This window comes from Arthrobacter sp. 05T410 (assembly GCF_056396505.1).
On sequence record NZ_JBFTLP010000035.1, the window covers coordinates 15,443 to 32,250 of the forward strand.

The following is a 16,808-nucleotide window of genomic DNA, read 5'->3' on the forward strand; positions in this document are numbered from 1 at the left end:
ACCCCTTACCTGAAGTTGCGTGAGTTGAGGCAGGAAGATCCCTGGGTTTCCGGGGGTCTTCCTGCCCGTCTCGTGGGAAGCAGGCAAGGAGCGAGCCACAAAGCAGCAATAAATCCCCGCAGGTTATGTCGTCAGTACCCCACGGCATGAATAGGTATAAGGCCAACCACAGCCTCCAAGACAACTCGGAAAGGAAACCCGAATGACCCACCCCCTCCGACGAGGGGAAACACTGCACCCGAGGTGGGACTCGAACTGCATTCCCTCCCCCGCACACACTGGACTCCCCCGGACATGCGGAATCCGGCCCGATTCTAAGCCCGAATTGTGGACAAAGTACACACTCCCAAATTGCCCAGTTCAAAGCATCGCAGCCACCAGCCGCACCCATATCGCAGAGCGCACTCCAAGCGATCTGGGCAGCACACACCTGAATTCAGACGACCCACGCGTGCACGTCGTGATGGCCTTGATTAAGCTGATGCGCTCTCGTCGGCCCGTCTGAACACCCGTCGCACGCCGCCTCGCGCGAGCATGAGAACGATGATCAGTGCAGTCACTTGAAAGAAGCCACCGAGACGGACAGCGTCGCCGAATACCAGGTCAACCAGTCCGAGCACCATGAACTTGCTCCCCGGCAGCACCAGCAACAGGGTGATCGCGCTGACAATTCGAACCCGCCGAGTATCGGCCGACCGGATCCGCGCAACGATTTTCTTCTTCGCCCACAGTACGACTTCAAGGACGACCTTCAGCAGGATCGCCGTCAAGAGCGCCAACAGGAATGTTTCGGATATGACGTCGGGAAACAGCTGGATGAACACACCCAGCACCACGAGATAGACCAGCACGTCGACCAGATCTATTGGACGGATCCGCATCCAGCGAGTATATCGACGGCGCCCGGACCGCCCTCTTGCCCGATTAGGATTCCTTCCACTTCGCTCAGGCCCTGCAAGTGCCCCACCCGCCCCACGCAGACCCAGAGCAGTCCGTTTGCCCGTTCCACGGCCTGCCCCATAAGAGTCGTTCACGCGCGGTCTCGGTCTCTTCCGCGACCAGGATGTAACCAAGGTCCGCCGCCCTCGACTCGTGGATCTGGCTCCTGGGTAGGGTGCCGACCTGTCAATGAGCAGATGGTCGGCAAGTACTCCCGTTCGTGCTCTATATGGACGGGGTCTTGCGCCGGCCTTCCAGCAGGGCAAGAGTAGCCCAGGATAAAAGCGCTGGGACCAGGATCAGCAGGACGAAAACCCACCACTGGTAGTGGAAGCTCCACAGCAGGACGAGCCCACCCACGACGAGTCCGAGTACAAAGTAGAGCACGAAAAAAACGACCCCTAGACCCATGATGCGTCGATTCATGAGTACATGCTCCCATGAGGAGCAGTACCTTTATGGAAGTAGTGAGCCAGGGAGTTTGGTGGAGGCTCGTTGCGCCACGAAGCGTGCCCGTAAGACGATCCCTCAGCGGGCGCTGCGATAAGACCCGGCGCTATGGCAGGAACGGCTGCGGGTGCCAGAAGCCACCCCAGCTGCCGCATGGATCCCGCGTGCCAGACACGAACCCGGTGAAGCCAATGATCGTGATACATCGCCGCCGGTGGGTGTGCCACGGCTAGTCTAGGGGTTCACAATTCTTGGGGGATTGAATGGCTCGGACACACAACGCACCGGTTTTTCTCGCCGGGGTGATCCTCGTGTCCGTCGGCTGGATACTCTTCGGCCCGACGAGTATGCTCGCGGCAGCTTCCGATCGACCCGTCTCCCCCAGTCACCCAAATGCGGGGTTGTAGGCTCAGAACATGTCAGCTCATTGGGGGATGCAGACTCAGCGCGGAAGAGTACTGCTTGTTTTGGCCGGACTCGTCCTTGCGCTGGCGGGTTGTACGTACAGTGACCCGCCTGAGCAGACAGTTAGCTCATCGTCCAAAGGGGCAACGTTGCCGCCCCGGTCATTTGAGGAAAACGTTGGTGACGTGGCCCGTTTGCTTGGTGCATCCGTAACGGACGCTGGTATGCCAACGGAAGCAGAGCCTGCCGGGAAATTGGCCACTGTACTTGCTCCCGGGGACTATGTCGTCACGGCCGCGTGTGCCGGCGGCTACTTCGCCAAGCTGACGATCGTTGAGGGCGATGGGCTTCCGCTGTCAACAGACGTTGACTGCGACGCCACATTCCAGCGATTCCTCAGGCACGCGGGCGGTCCCATCACGATCAGCGCGATCCCGTCGACCGGCAGGCCCGCAGCCGCCGGAGTTGCGATAGGGCCCAACACTGACCCCATGGCTTCAGCGCAACAGGACATTGGCGAATGGTCATCAAAGCAACTGAAACCCGCAGTGCCGGGAGAGCTGGCCGGCTCCGCTGCTTCGAATTCCCCGACCAGCTTCGGACTGTCCGCCAAATCCGGCACTTACGAATTGCAGTTCTTGTGTGAAGGACCCTCCGGGACCGAACTGTCGGTGGCCAGCTGGTCCGGTGCCGAAGTCGTCGCCCCGGTGCAGGTCCATTGCAATGGGAACATCTTCAAAACGACAGTGCAGCTGGAAGCAGGCGCCGACAGAGTCGATTTCAAGATGAACCCAGGAAGCGGTGGCTCGGAGACCCGATACGCCTTCAGGCTCGTTCCGCCCACGTAGCCTCTCCTGTCCGGACGCGTCGACCTCGGCTCGGAGTCTTAGACGCGCTCATGTTGAACCGCCGTGTTCGGACTGCGGTTCCCGGGTGGTTCCGCCGAACCCCACAGCGCTGCCGTGCGTTGGTCGAGCGTTCAGACGACCAGGGCGTCGCCTTGGCGCAGTTGTGTGCGGGCTCGACGAAGAGTCTCACCTTACCGGGATCTTCCTGGCCCTTGGGGTGGTCAGGTGCCCTGGTAGTCGCCGGAGGCCTGCTCGGGAACTTCCCACTCCCCTTTGGGGGTCCGGAGTCCACGCATGAATCCGAACATCAAGTCGGTCATTCCGGCCGGGTCACCGCCGCAACGGACGAAATCTTCCCGTCGGCGCCGGCCTAGCCACGTCGTGTGTCGGGCGCCCAAAACCGTGACCAGGGTTGCACCGAACACTGCAGCGGTTAGGAAGATAGGCAATTCAGTGCTGAACCAGGAGGCCAGCAATCCCGCGGAAATTGCTCCAACCCCGATCCACAGAACGAACCCGGTGACTACTGCTCCGCGCAGCGATGCGTTACTGGGACGGTGGATTGGGATGAACTTGGCGGGGTCAACGGGCGTATAGCCGCGCCTGGCGCGGCGTCCGGTTTGTTCGGACATGAAGTTCGTATCCCCCAGATTGTCTGCGCTGACCGGGGACATCCCGACCATTACTCTCGAATCATATTCTGGACTATGGCGCCAGTACCGATAATGGACCCCGGTGTCCCGGCTCACGCTAATAACTGATGAGCCCATTTAACCGCTCTTCACCACCGGACCTTGTTGCGGGAAGGCCCGGGCGTGGACCCGGGCCAGGACCTCGACTCCGAGGCCCCCGGCGGCCCCGCACGCCACGGCCGCGAGCAACAACCCGCCGGGTGGCCGGGAAAGCAGGAAGAATTCCTGCACGAGCGGGAGGTTGAGCGAGACCAGCAGGGAGGCGCTCATGGCCAACACCACGGCCAGGCGCGCCGCGTTGAGGGGGCGCGACACGGCCGATAAGATCCACAGTCCGACCATGGACAGCATCAGCACAGAGGCGCTGCTGACTTGTTCGGACGTGGCCGCGCCGGCCAGCGGCGCGAATGCGTTCAGTGTGAGCAGGGAAGCCGTGACGATCAGTCCGGCAGGGACGGAGAACCATAGGGACCGGCGCAGAAATCCGGGCTGATAGCGGCGCGGGTTCGGCATGAGCGCCAAGAAGAAGGCCGGGATTCCGATCGTCAGGCCGTCCGTGAAGGATAGCTGGCGGGGAAGAAACGGAAACGTCAACTGCAGGAGCCCGAAGGTCACCGCGATGGCGGTCGCATAGACCGTTTTGCTGAGGAAGAGGCTGGAGACCCGCTCAATATTGGCGATGACCTGCCGGCCTTCAGCGAGGACTCCGGGAAGCCGGTCGAAGCGGCCGTCGAGCAACACCAGGCGCGCGACTGCCTTGGTGGCGGGCGCCGCGGAGTCCATGGCGATGCCAAGGTCGGCCGTCTTGAGCGCGAGGGCGTCGTTGACGCCGTCGCCGGTCATGGCCACAGTATGTCCCCGGCGCTGGAGCGCCTCGACCATCGCCCTCTTCTGGGCCGGCGTCACTCGGCCAAACACCGTGTTTGATTCCATCACCTCCTCCAGATGCAGCGGGTCCTCCGGCAGTGAGCGTGCGTCGAAGCCCTCCGTGACTTCCAAACCAACCCTGCGGGCAATGGCGGCAACGGTGCGGGGATCGTCGCCGGAAATGATCTTCAACCCGACCCCTTCGGTCCGGAAGAACTTGAGGGTCTCCCGGGCATCGGAGCGCGGCTGTTCCCGGAAGGTCAGCAGCGCCACAGGGTGGAGCGACGCCGGCAGCTGCTCCACCTTCCCATTGGCTGGCAACTGATCCGCGCCGGCCAGGAGCAGGGTCCGCAGCCCCGATGCGGCCAGTTCGCCGGCCTGGCGCAAGACGTCGCTCTGGCGCGGTACTGCGCCGTCGGGCGCCGAGATCGACGGCTTCAGACGTGCGGCTGCGTCGTCGCCCTGCACAAGCATCATTTCCGGTGCTCCGAGAATCCAGGTGCGCGCACCGCGGGCGCTCCCGTTGAAGCTGACTCCGCTCCACTTCCGGGCGGAGGAGAACGGCACGGACCGGACGGGTTGAAGGCCGCCATCATCCTCAAAGGCCGTGCTCAGGCAGCGTGCCGTGGCGTTTGCCTCGGGTTCGGCGCCAAACCATGCGAGGGCCTGCTCCCATCCCGGTTGCGGCGCCAGCGGGTGAACCGCGTCGAAGACCAGTCCTCCTTCTGTGAGGGTTCCGGTCTTGTCCATGCACAGTACGTCTACGCGTGCCAGTCCCTCGACAGCGGCGAGTTCCTGGATCAGTACGTTGTGTTTAGCCAGCCGGAGTCCGCCCACGGCGAAGGCCACGCTCGTCAGCAGCACTAGTCCCAGCGGGACGATCGCGATCATGCTGGCAATGAGTCCCACGAGTGCGGGGGTCCAGGCACCGGTGGAAATGCCGGACTGCCAGCCGCCGCGCGCCTGGATCTCGCCGTTGAGCACGATGAGGGCAACGGGCAGCAGGATCCAGGCGATCCAGCGCATTACACGGTTGAGGCTGTTGCGGATCTCGGAGTTCACCAGTGAGAAGCGTCGCGCATCTGCCGTCAGCCGGCTCGCGAACGACGCCGCTCCGACCCGGACAACCTGGGCGTTGCCGTGGCCGGCCACGACGATCGATCCGGAGAGTACTTCCGTCCCCGCATCCTTACCCACCGGGTCTGCTTCGCCCGTGAGAAGCGATTCGTCCACCTCGAGGCCGGACGACTCCAGTACGGCAGCGTCGGCAGTGACCTGATCCCCGGCCCGCAACACCAGGAGGTCATCTTTTACGACGTCGGCCGTGGCGATGTCGTGGATCTGACCCTCGCGCAAGACCCGCGCGAGCGGGGCGTTGAGGACAGCCAGCCGGTCCAAGGACTTTTTCGCCCTGTATTCCTCGACGACGCCGATCACGGCATTGCTGACAGCGGCGAGGCCGAACAGGGCATCCCGCCATTGCCCCAGGAACAACAGCAGCAGGAAGCTCGTGCCGACGATTGCGTTGAAGAGCGTGAAGACGTTGGCCCGGAAGATCTGCCACAGGCTCCGGCTAGTGGTGTCCGGCACGCGGTTGGTAAGCCCGCGCTCGACCCGCGTAGCCACCTCCCCCTGCGACAGCCCCTTGGCGGCCGGCCGGCGCCTGGCGGCCTTCCGGCCTTTGGCTGCCGGGGACGCACGCCGATGCAGAAAGGCTCGTCTCTTGCGCCGGCGGTATGCCTTCACCCTCCGATGGTATCCGCCGTAGCGCCACAATGTGGCGCACTGCGATGCATACGCCGGTCCCCCACCGCGACACCATCCGCCCGCACTGGCGCTGCGCGAAAATCCGATACAGATACTGGAAGCCTGGAATCGCGCATACCCCGGCCGCAAAACTGTCCCGCTCAGGGTGGACAATCCCGACAGTTGCACCCGCGCAGATCATTGGCTGCGTCCGGGTCTGCACCAACGAACAGGACCTGGCAACGCCGCGCAAGGCGCATACGGGGCTGGGCGACCCCCGAGGGCCTGACCAATGGTGACCACGGCGTGACCGGCATAAACAAGGATCGCTGGGATTGAACGAAGCCCTGGCGGCTGTCCGGGCCGGCGGCACCCTGCAGCAGCAACGGCCACCCCCGCAAGGGCCCATAAAGGAGATTTGTACACAGTCATACGCTCACAAGCCTCTGAACAGGGAAAACACGTGCCCGAGGTGGGACTCGAACTGCATTCCCTCCCCCAGAAACATTGAGCTCCCCCCGAGACATAAGGAATCCGCGCAGTGAGGTCCGCGATCGACTCTGAGGCGACTCAACGATGGCATGCCAGCGCGAACATCACAGCCGTGAGGGCCGGCGTCCTGGCCCGACGTACTCACACGCGTATACCCGAGATGTCCCGCCCGGCTATTGTGCCTCAGAAACCCCCGGCCAGCACCCGCCTGAGACGATTTACGGTGAGACATATTTCCACGGCACGACACGACACGAGGCGGGCCAGCACGCTGTCGGTTCCTTCAATCCTCCAGACACGACGGGGTGTCTTGAATGGTGTTGTTTGCCAAGACGGCAGCGGATACGGTCGCTGCCGTGTTTCTCACTGGCGGTCGTCGACAAGAATCCTGCACGGTTCGGTCCTGGTTGGCGGTACGAGGAGCGACGTAGAAGCTCAAGAGGGCCATTCGGTCACTCTTTGATGGGGGCCGAACGACGGACAGTAGTCGAGTGCACTATAAGTGCAGTATGATGCACTTATGGATGAGAGTACAACGAGCTTGGCGCTGGCAATCGGCGCCCGAGTTAAGCAGGAGAGGCAGTCGCGGGGCTGGACGCTTGATCAGCTTGCGGAGTCTGCAGGGGTAAGCCGCAGGATGGTCGTCAACGTGGAGCAGGGTGCCGCGAATCCCAGCGTGGGAACTCTGCTGAGGATCAGCGACGCGCTGGGTGTGGGGCTGCCGGCGTTGGTCGAGCCACCTCGCCCGAAGCCGGTGAAGGTCACGCGCAGTGGTGAGGGCGCTGCTTTGTGGAGCGGTGAGTACGGCGGCCGCGGGGTGTTGGTGGCCGGCACCGAACCGCCGGACGTGGTTGAACTGTGGGACTGGACGCTGGGTCCCGGCGACCGTCATGTGAGCGAGGCCCACACGTCGGGCACCAAGGAGCTTTTGCAGGTCCAGCAGGGCACGGTCACGGTGGAGGTCGCAGGTCAATTGCTCACCCTCGATGAGGGCGATGCGGTGACGTTCCCGGGCGACGTGGCACACTCTTACGCCAATCCGGGCACGGAGCCGGCGAGGTTCTCCCTGGCCGTCTTCGAGCCGGGCGTGGGGACAGGTCACCGGCCGGAGGCGTCCGATGCTTGAGTCGGGCATGCTTCAGGAATTTCTCGACGGCGGCCATGTTGACGCCGCCGTGTTCGCGCTGCGGCCCGACTACCGGGCTTTGCTGCTGGCCGTTGACGGACTCGTCCCTGGCCCGAGTGACCAGGCCGGAGAGGAGATGCTCCAGGCGGCGGAGTCCGCAGCCCGGGAGCTGCTCAACGGCCGGCCGGTTGAGCAGCTCCCACACGTGGCTGCGTGGCGTGAGGCTTATCAGGGCTTCGGCGCCAAACCGAACCGCACTCGCAACAGCCTGGAGGCGCTCCTGCGCCGGGCGGTGTCCGGGTTGCCCCGGGTGAACCGTCTCACCGACCTCTATAACGCCGTTTCAGTGCTCCACCAGGTCCCGCTGGGTGGGGAGGATCTGACCCGCTACAGCGGTGCGCCGCGGCTGGTTCGAGCCACCGGCAAGGAAGCCTTTGATACCGCCGCCGACGGCGCCACGGTGATCGAGCACCCGGAATCCGGCGAGGTGGTGTGGCGCGATGACGCCGGCGTGACCTGCCGGCGCTGGAACTGGCGCCAGGCACGCCGCACCCAGCTCGGCGAGGAGACCACCTCCGCGCTGTTCATCCTCGACGCGCTCGAACCCATGACCGATGAGGCGCTCCACGCCGCAGCCGAGGACCTGATCGCCCGGCTGACCCTACTGGGTCCCGACGTCGGCGTTGCCCGCCGCCTGATAGCCGCGGGCACGCCAGCCAACGAAGGAGACTGACATGCTCGTCCACTCCCGGATACGCGCGATCGTTGACCGGCAGGCCCGAAGGGGTCAGCCGTGAGCCAGCGCGTCCCCAAGAATGTCCCCGTTCCGCCGTGGGGGCTGGCCGTGGCGGCCATGCTCTCAGTCCAGCTGAGTTCGGCACTGTCAGTGGATCTGATCGCGGCGGTGGGGCCGGCCGGAACTGCCTGGCTCAGACTCAGTGTGGGGGCGCTCGTCTTCCTGGCCGTTGCCCGACCCCCATTGCGCGCGCTGCGCCGCCCCGACGTCCCCGTGCTACTGGGGCTGGGTGTCGCCACCGGACTGATGACCATCGCGTTTCTCGCCTCCATCGAACGCATCCCGCTCGGCACCGCCGTCGCGATCGAGTTCCTCGGTCCGCTGACTGTCGCCGGGGTGCGCAGCCACAGCGCACGCTCGCTTATCTGGCCAGCCCTGGCGCTGCTGGGCGTCGTCCTTCTGACCGAACCTTGGGCTGGTGAGATCAACCTCGCCGGTATCGGGTTGGCAGGGCTCGCGGCCGTCGGGTGGGCCGTCTACATTGTGCTCACCCAACGGATCGGCGACCGCTTCACGGGCATCGGTGCGCTTTCACTCACCGTTCCCGTCGCAGCTGCCACGGCAGCGGTCGTCGGCATCCCGCAGTCCGCCGGACATCTCAACCTCGGTGTCCTCTCCGTCGCTTTCGGACTGGCCGTCCTGATGCCGGTGCTGCCAATGGCGCTCGAGATGCTCGCCCTGCGCCGGATGACGCCCACGGCGTTCGGTACCCTGATGGCCCTCGAACCCGCCATCGGGGTGCTCCTCGGGCTGCTCGTGCTGCACCAGCAGCCCTCACTCACCCAATTCGGTGGCATCACGCTCGTCGTCCTTGCAGGGGCCGCCGCGCAACGCGGTGGCCGACGGCGACCGCGCTCCCGCGAACACGCCGGCGCCCGCATCGCCCCCGACCTCATCGGCCAAGGGCCAAAGTAAGCGACAGTCCTCCAAATAGGGGGTCCGCCAGACTGTCGCTACGCGGGAATTCCCTGCTGACAGGGCCCGCAGCTAAGTCCCCCAGGGAGTGCCTCAGACTTTGCTTCCCTGTTATTCAGACCTAAGGAGTTATAACCATGTTCACCGGCTTGAGTGCCTTCCCCCTGACCCCTCTGGCAGATGATGCTGTTGACGAGTCTGCCTTTGTTCGCCTGATCGAACGGCTCTCGGAGGCGAAGGTTGGCTCCATTACCGCGCTCGGATCCACGGGCTCCTACGCGTATCTGAGCGGCGAGGAACGGAGCCGTGTGGCTCGTCTTGCCGTCGAGCACGCCGGCGCGACACCGGTGTTCATTGGTGTTGGGGCCTTGCGGACCTCACACGTCCTCGCGAACGCTGAAATGGCAGAGCAGGCGGGGGCTTCCGCACTCCTGCTTGCGCCCATGACCTATCAGCCCCTCACCGAAGATGACGTGTTCGAACTCTTCCGGACCGTCACCGCGAACTCGTCGCTGCCCGTGATCGTCTATGACAACCCGGGCACCACCCATTTCACCTTCACGACCGAGCTTTACGGACGCATCGCGGAACTGCCCGGAATCGCCTCCATCAAAATCCCCGGTGTGCCGGCCGATCCGGAGCAGGCACAGGCGCGGGTTCAGGAAATCCGAGCCGCCGTCCCGGCGCACGTGACCATCGGAGTTTCCGGTGACGCAAAGGCCGCCGCCGGACTGGCCGCCGGGTGCGATGCCTGGTACTCCGTCATCGGCGGCACCTTGCCCGCCCTGGCGCTGCGGATCACCCGGGCCGCTCTGGAAGGGCGGGTCTCAGACGCGACCGCTGAGTCCGAACGGCTTGCACCGTTGTGGGAGTCGTTCGCCGAGTTTGGCGGGAGTATCCGGGTCGTTGCGGCCATAGCGGAACAGCTGGGACTGGCATCACCATCGTGCCTGCCGCTTCCCCTCCAGGGATTGACCGCGGAGCAGCGTGCCCATGTTGGCAGGATTGTCGATGAGCTCGGGCTTAACCCGTAGCGCCGGCCTCGGCGTTTCACGCGGGAAGTACCGCCGGGGCGGGGCGCTGGCGCGCTACGTCTTCGCCGCGACGCTGGTGCGAAGCGCAGACGGCGGCGCAGTGGTCGCCATCGTGCTGCTCGCGCACACCTGCGGGATGCCGGGCTGGCTGGCCGGCATCCTGGGAGCATCAATCACCGCACCCCACGTGCTCGGCCCCTTCATCGCCCGACGCCTCGATACAGCCCGTGACGGACGCAAGGTCATCGCGTGCTCCGCAGTCCTCCACGGGGTGCTGCTCGGTGCTGCTGCACTGCTCCTGCCCGTCGCCTGGCCGATCTGGCCAGCCTTGCTGCTCTTCGTCTCCGGCATCTTCGGGCCGATGCTCACCGGCGGGATCAGCAGCCGCCTGCCCTCCATCGCCGGCCCCGGGCAGCGCAGCCAACGCAGAGCACAAAGCTGGGACGTCGCAAGCTACGGACTCAGCGGCACCCTCGGCCCGGCAGCAGTGGCATGGATCGCGGCAGCATCCGACGCACTCACCGCGACATTGGTTCTGGCCGGAGCCGCCGTCGTTGGTGCTGGAGCCGTCCTCGCACTCCCCAAGCAAGAGCCGCCCAACAAGGCCGTTGGGGTGCCATCACCCGGACGAACACTGAGCCTCATATGGGAACGTGGTCCGCTGCGCCGCACACTCGGACTCACCGTGACCGTCGCATTCTCTGTCGCCGCGCTACCGATCTACGCCGTTGCCACAGCTCCCGCGTTCGGCGGCGCCGCGGCCGCCGGAACACTGGTCGCAGCCTACGGGATAGGGAATCTCCTCGGATCAGCAGGGCTCATGCTCCGACCGCTTCGCCGCGACGCAGACCCTCTCATGAGCTCCCTCTCCGCACTCGTCGCGGCAACGCTGATACTCGTGATGCTTACTCCGACACTCCCCACATCCCTCATTGCCTTCGGCCTGGCAGGGATCGCCAACGCAATGTTCTTCGCGGCAACCCTCGCCGCGCGAAGCGAATACGCACCCATCGAGGCCCGCGGCCAAATCTTCATCTGGGTAGGCGCACTCAAGATCGCAGCAGGATCCGCCGGAACAGCCGTCGCGGGTGCAACTATCGCACAGACGGTTTGGGCACCACTTCTGCTGGCGACAGCCCTCACAGCAATTGCTGCGACCACCAGCATCATCGAGCGCTCCCGTCCACGCTTGTCCAAACACTAGCCCGCCTGAATCCGCGGCGTGTATGCGGCGAGCAATGTCTCCAACCTGATGGCCCCGTCGCGGAGCACCCGGGCTGGCCGAGGGTGTCATGCCCGGCGCAGGGATCAACGCCGACGCCATCAAAGAGGAAACCCCCGGGGCCGTCGAGGGCCACTTCGGCCCCTTCTCGGCCGCCGCGGAAGCAACTGTCGCTCAGATCTGCCTGGGTCACCGACGCCATGGCCTTAATGATGGGCAGAAATCCACCGGCATACGCCCGGCGGCCACAGTTGAAAGGTAAGTAGGCCTTGGCGGGGTGGGTAGCGTTGGTCCATGGGACTGGTCGACGACAGCCCGGACCGGGCAGCCCTGACGTTGACGCGGCTCGCCCGCGGAAGAATCCGTAGGACCCGGCGACCTGGCAGGCTCATGCTCGACTATCTAGACGATCTCGGACAGCGGAACGGCACCCCTTACTCGGGTTGGTGGCCACCGCATTGCCCGGAGCCACTTCAAATCCCTGGACTATCTGGGAGCAGGGTTGCGCGAGCCGTGTTAGTGCGGGATGTTCGGCACTAAATCACCGTCACCTGCTGGAATTTGACCTTGTCTTTGTCGTCGCGCGCCGTGCCCATTTGACCGGGAGCGCCACTAGGCCCCGCGAGGCCCGGTGTGGATGGCTGGCCAGGGTCAGTGCTGGCGTGGCTGAAGTCGCCTCGGGCGCCGCTGTCGCCGGTGACCCCCGCGGCACCTCCCGGGCCCGGGTCTCCTCCTTTGCCGGGGTCTCCTGACTTCGCCTTGAACACGCTCTGGCCACCGCTTTGGTCGGAAATGTAAAAGACAAGGATGTCTCCGGCTGCGCCCGCGTCGCCGCCCCGACCTCCAACCCCGCCCTGGGCTCCATTCCCTCCTGCGCCGCCGTAAGCGCCGGGCTCGCAGTCGTTTCCGTCGCCGCCCTTTCCGCCCTTGCCGCCGGCGCCACCTTTTCCTCCGTTGCCACCTTTTCCTCCGTTGCCGCCTGAAGCGTCGACAGATACGTCGCTGCCGAGGACGCTCACGTGTAGTTCAACGGTGCCGCCCTTGCCGCCTGGCAAGCCATCCGCGCCGGGGCCGCCGATGCCGCCATCGCCGCCACGTCCGCCGCGCGTGGCACCAGTGTCGGTGACGAAGAACCAGCCGCTGCACACCGCTCCGAATCCCCCTTGTCCCTGCGGTCCGTCTCCTCCGGCAGCGCCAGCCGCGCCATCGCCGCCATCCGTTCCCCGCTTGTCGATGCCGCCCATTTTAGGGTCTCCTGTTCTGGTGAGGGTAAGTCTCTGATGGGTTTGCTGCTGTTAAGTTCAGCGCCAGCCGGCCGTGACAGCCTCTACTCGAGCGAGGATCTCGGAGATGGCAAGACGATCCGTATAGCCCTCTATGGGCGGATGCGGGCCGGGCTTGGTCATTTCCTCCACCACAAGGGGAATCTCCAATGGTGTAGGCGGGACACCGACCATCTCGTTGCAGGTGAGCAGGAAGTGGCTGCTCTCCGGTACGATCCAGCCGTACTGGTGGAACTTCACGTTCCCGGCCGTCAGCGCGTTGATCGATCGTTTGAGGAACAGCAGGCCTCGCACTTCGAGGTCGCGGTCCAGAAGCCGGACCTCCTTCCACAGCGGAAATGCGTCGCGGGCCGGTGAAATAAAACGCGCACCTTTCTCAGCGGTCAGCTTTGCCAGGGCAGGAGAATGGCCACGAGCGATAAGCATCGCCGTTGCGCGGCTGACCGCGTCACGCACCATCACAACTTCCTGCGGAATGGTTGCAGTGCCCTCGATCTCTCGGGACGACACAACACCGTGGTTACCCTCAGAGAAAACCACATCAGGCACAGAGGCATGCTCGAGACTGCGTTGGATGTCGTTCAGATCTTCCTCCGGGATGGCGGGGTGGATGATTCCGAGGCGGTAGAGGTCCCTGATTGAGCGCGGTCTTTCTTCGACCAGAAATTCAGCGGCCGGAGAGTCAGGGCTGTCAGAGAAGACGACCGGGTAGTCCGACTCCTCGATTACATATGTGTCAGGCATGATCTGTCCTTGCTTGAACGGAACCTGTTTGGGGGAATGGGGTCCGGCCACGAGGTGGGGACCTGCGTGAAGCGGTCAGCTCTGGGTGATCGGACCAGTCGGCGCCTGCGAGTGTCTCTCAGGTGGGACCGCCAGCCGCCGATCCTCATCCTGGGCGCGGAGACGTGGCGGGCAAGGGACACGGTCGGGTTCTGGACGATTTTGGCTCTGTAGCCGTCCGCGATCAGCAGGTCGTAGACACCTTGCCAGCCTGATCCGTCGACGAAGCCGCCGTGCACGAGCACGAGGTTCTTTACTGGTTCCTCGGACATGCGACCCTTCTGTTTAAGGGAGTAACAACCGGATGCTAGCCGGACCCGGTCCGGGTCGCTAGGGTCCATTGACCGGGGCAATGCCTCGACGCCGCCTTTACCTGCGATTCCGTCGAATGGTTCTCGAAATGGAACGGGCGCTCCCGAGCCCGAATCGAGTTTGAGAGGGAGCGGGGAACCCAGAAAGTTGGTCGGGAAGTGTGCCTCATTCTGTCCCCCGGGGGATGGAGCCTACGGTCAGCGGAGCGCGCGCAGATACCGTGCAGGCACGATTCGCTGCCCGATTCGAAGGAGTGGGTAGATTGCCCGCCAGTCGGCCATCTGCTCTCGGCTCAGCGCGCGCCCAGACCGGGATGCACCGCAGCTTTGCAGTACCGCGGACCTTCCCGTGAGTCAACGCGCACCCTAGCCCGGGATGCGTTCTGGAACTACGCTGGGGCAGGCGTCGCCCTGTTTCCGGGCAGGCGGCGGGCACGTGGTCGGGGAAGGAGGCGGTCCATGAACGCACAGAACATCACCCACTGGATCCGGGCGGGGTTGTGGACACTGCCCCTTTACGGTCTGATCACCGCCTGGGCCACGCTTGAGCCTCAGCCGGACCAGCAAAAGGATCCAGACGCCTGGGCACGGTTCGTCAGCTCGGGCTCGTATCAATCCAGCCACTTGCTCGGCAGCTACGGAGGCACCATCCTCGCCATCTTCGGGGTGTTCGCGCTGGGCTGCTGCCTGGCCAACAGCCGCGTCGGCCGCCTGGCACTGGCAGCAACAGTCATCACCGTCGCAGGAACTGCCTTGCTAATGGTCCCCGCTGTCCTCTCCACTTTCGCCACTCCCGCGATCGGGAAGGCGTATCTGGAAGGGAACCGGGACGTCATGCTTCTGGAGTTTCCATCCGCCATGACGGTCTCGTTCCTGCTCGGGCTGCTGCTCGCGTTCGTTGGCAACGTCTTGCTTGGAGTCGCGGTCTGGCAGTCCCGGACGCTCCCCCGTTGGGCCGGGGCGCTATGGATTGCCGGCGCCGTACTGTTCTACCTCCTCGGCGTCGTGCTGGGGCAGGCGACCACGGGCAGCAGCCTTCCGACACAACCGGCCGGTGCCTTGCTCATGGCTGCATCGGGTGGCTGGATGGCGTGGAGCCAGTCACGGCAGGGCCAGCCAGCCGCGGCCGTCCATGCGGCCGGCACGCGCTGACGGCTTAAGGTTCGTGGAGGCTGGACTTGCCCAAGCGGTCCAGGTGATTGTGTTGAGAATTCGCGTCGGTTCCATCCGATCGGATGGATCGAGACGATGAATACCGGAGAACGCCTCATGCCACATCTACGAGACCGCGCCAGACACCAACAAAAATGGGCCCCCGCCGGGGCCTATAAAGGAGATTTGGACACATTCAGCGGCTACAAGCCCCTGAACAGGGAAAACACGTTCCCGAGGTGGGACTCGAACTGCATTCCTGCCCTCGCAATCACTGGGCTCCCGCGGAAACATGCGGAATTCTGTCCGATCCGACACCGGTACGGCCCGGTCCGAAGCCCAATGTGTGTACTTTGTACACACCGCAAAATGGCCAGCTCAAAGCATCGCAATCACCAGCCGCACCCGACACGTTTCGCCGGCGACCACCAGCAACCGCAGCAACTCGGCTAAAAAAACGCCGCTCCCCATCGGCCACACGTGGCGAGTGAGGCCGCCCCCGTCACGACATATTCGAGACTTCCTTGACGGGCAGTGTGACAAGTGCCATAGTCTTCGTATGGACCTGTTGGACAGCTGGACAGCTGCGCAAGATCGAGTGGTACGCGTCGGCGCGGCCGAAGCGGTCTTCGCATCCCTCCGCAGCGCAATCGAAGGCGGCAAGATCCCTGTCGGCACCCGCCTGGACTCAGAGGCATCGCTGGCCAAACAGTACGGCGTGAGCCGCACGATGGTCAGGGAGGCGCTGCGTTCCTGCACCGCGTTGGGACTCACGGCCACCCACACGGGTAAAGGCACCTTCGTCATCGCTGACAAGGTGGCCCAGGACCTCAAACTCGGCAAATATTCGGCCAGCGCCCTCGTGGAAGCCCGCCCCCACGTGGAAGTGCCGGCCGCGGGCCTCGCCGCCCAACGCCGCAGCAACGAAGACCTGGAGGCCCTTCGGGAAATCCTCCGGGAAATGTCCGAGGAGGACGATCTCCAGCAGTGGGTGCTTTTGAACACCGAGTTCCACGTGACCATCGCCCGGTGCAGCGGCAATGGCGTGTTCGAATCATTCCTGTCCGACATCTGTGACGCCATGGCCAACCAATCGAACACGCTTAACCTCGTGGCGGACCGGCGCAAAGAATCGGGTCAGGAGCACGCCCGCATTTTCGCTGCCATCGAGAGTGGATCAGCCGACGAAGCATCCCAGGCCATGAGGATGCATTTGCACGGGGTTGAATGCGCCCTGGGCACCATCGTCCCCGGAAGCGGAAACTCAAGGTCCGGCCATACGCGCTAGATCCTAAACCTCGGATTTCACCCACCCTCCCCTGCTGCAATCGCCGCAGGCCCCGCGCGGTCTCTTTGCCCTGGAACAACCATGCCCACCGTGCTGGCAGCGGCGTCACTCAGGCCTGCCCCAGATTTTCCGTCCAAACCCGTCAACGAAGCCCTGTGAGGACCCAATGACCAACGCCCATACCGCCCCGGACACCCGCTCCGAACACGACCTCCTGGGCGACCGGGATGTTCCCGCCGGCGCCTACTGGGGCGTCCACACCCTCCGGGCCGTGGAGAACTTCCCCATCACCGGCCAACCACTGTCCTCCAACATGCACCTGGTCCGCGGCCTGGCCGCCGTGAAACTCGCCGCCGCCCGCACCAACCACGAGCTCGGACTGCTCGACGCCGGGCGTGCCGCCGCCATCGGGCAAGCCTGCACCGAGGTCATGAACGGCAAACTCAGCGAACAATTCGT

General features: G+C 64.5%; 15 protein-coding genes. 9 read left to right on the forward strand and 6 right to left on the reverse strand.

The features are described from left to right. Window positions 1–473 precede the first annotated feature (473 nt). Together AC1DFR_RS21855 and AC1DFR_RS21860 are read right to left on the reverse strand one after the other, a co-directional pair. Window positions 474–881, reverse strand: coding sequence for a hypothetical protein (locus AC1DFR_RS21855; RefSeq protein ID WP_223917280.1), 408 nt, complete (start codon window positions 879–881; stop codon window positions 474–476). Between the two features lie 283 nt (window positions 882–1,164). Further along, window positions 1,165–1,326, reverse strand: a complete 162-nt coding sequence (locus tag AC1DFR_RS21860) for a hypothetical protein (RefSeq protein ID WP_476851183.1) — start codon at window positions 1,324–1,326, stop codon at window positions 1,165–1,167. Window positions 1,327–2,018: 692 nt separating this feature from the next. Between AC1DFR_RS21860 and AC1DFR_RS21865 the strand changes: the two genes are divergently transcribed. Continuing rightward, entirely contained in the window at window positions 2,019–2,642 is a 624-nt protein-coding gene (locus AC1DFR_RS21865; RefSeq protein ID WP_476874459.1) for a hypothetical protein, read from the forward strand. Between the two features lie 221 nt (window positions 2,643–2,863). Here AC1DFR_RS21865 and AC1DFR_RS21870 read toward each other — a convergent pair whose 3' ends face one another. After that, on the reverse strand, window positions 2,864–3,274 hold the full coding sequence (locus tag AC1DFR_RS21870; RefSeq protein WP_476874460.1) for an NfeD family protein: 411 nt from the start codon (window positions 3,272–3,274) through the stop codon (window positions 2,864–2,866). A 138-nt stretch (window positions 3,275–3,412) separates the two neighbouring features. After that, on the reverse strand, window positions 3,413–5,791 hold the full coding sequence (locus AC1DFR_RS21875; protein ID WP_476874461.1) for an HAD-IC family P-type ATPase: 2,379 nt from the start codon (window positions 5,789–5,791) through the stop codon (window positions 3,413–3,415). A gap of 1,168 nt (window positions 5,792–6,959) precedes the next feature. Here AC1DFR_RS21875 and AC1DFR_RS21880 point away from each other — a divergent pair. The 5 genes from AC1DFR_RS21880 (at window position 6,960) to AC1DFR_RS21900 (ending at window position 11,514) form a co-directional block, all read left to right on the forward strand. Beyond that, a complete protein-coding gene (locus AC1DFR_RS21880) occupies window positions 6,960–7,565 on the forward strand; it encodes a helix-turn-helix domain-containing protein (RefSeq protein WP_476851186.1) in 606 nt (201 codons plus the stop codon). Window positions 7,566–7,572: 7 nt separating this feature from the next. After that, complete coding sequence (locus AC1DFR_RS21885) at window positions 7,573–8,298, forward strand: B3/B4 domain-containing protein (protein WP_476851187.1); 726 nt, start codon at window positions 7,573–7,575, stop codon at window positions 8,296–8,298. 60 nt (window positions 8,299–8,358) lie between these two features. Further along, window positions 8,359–9,276: an EamA family transporter gene (locus AC1DFR_RS21890; protein ID WP_476851188.1), complete on the forward strand. Its 918-nt coding sequence runs from the start codon at window positions 8,359–8,361 to the stop codon at window positions 9,274–9,276. 137 nt (window positions 9,277–9,413) lie between these two features. After that, the gene (locus tag AC1DFR_RS21895; protein WP_476851189.1) at window positions 9,414–10,310 is read left to right on the forward strand and encodes a dihydrodipicolinate synthase family protein; all 897 of its coding nucleotides are present in this window, start codon (window positions 9,414–9,416) and stop codon (window positions 10,308–10,310) included. Next, complete coding sequence (locus tag AC1DFR_RS21900) at window positions 10,288–11,514, forward strand: MFS transporter (RefSeq protein WP_476874462.1); 1,227 nt, start codon at window positions 10,288–10,290, stop codon at window positions 11,512–11,514. The genes AC1DFR_RS21895 and AC1DFR_RS21900 overlap by 23 nt, the downstream gene beginning before the upstream one ends. Window positions 11,515–12,068: 554 nt before the next feature. Here the strand turns inward: AC1DFR_RS21900 and AC1DFR_RS21905 are convergent. Beyond that, on the reverse strand, window positions 12,069–12,776 hold the full coding sequence (locus tag AC1DFR_RS21905; protein WP_223917339.1) for a hypothetical protein: 708 nt from the start codon (window positions 12,774–12,776) through the stop codon (window positions 12,069–12,071). 57 nt (window positions 12,777–12,833) lie between these two features. Next, the gene (locus tag AC1DFR_RS21910) at window positions 12,834–13,559 is read right to left on the reverse strand and encodes a hypothetical protein (protein ID WP_476874463.1); all 726 of its coding nucleotides are present in this window, start codon (window positions 13,557–13,559) and stop codon (window positions 12,834–12,836) included. An 809-nt stretch (window positions 13,560–14,368) separates the two neighbouring features. Between AC1DFR_RS21910 and AC1DFR_RS21915 the strand changes: the two genes are divergently transcribed. From AC1DFR_RS21915 to AC1DFR_RS21925, 3 genes are all read left to right on the forward strand, one after another. Then, window positions 14,369–15,061, forward strand: coding sequence for a DUF4386 family protein (locus AC1DFR_RS21915; protein WP_476858748.1), 693 nt, complete (start codon window positions 14,369–14,371; stop codon window positions 15,059–15,061). 559 nt (window positions 15,062–15,620) lie between these two features. Continuing rightward, the gene (locus AC1DFR_RS21920; protein WP_476851194.1) at window positions 15,621–16,349 is read left to right on the forward strand and encodes a FadR/GntR family transcriptional regulator; all 729 of its coding nucleotides are present in this window, start codon (window positions 15,621–15,623) and stop codon (window positions 16,347–16,349) included. A 166-nt stretch (window positions 16,350–16,515) separates the two neighbouring features. After that, window positions 16,516–16,808 (forward strand): lyase family protein (locus AC1DFR_RS21925; protein WP_476874464.1); only part of this gene is annotated, 293 nt, incomplete at its 3' end.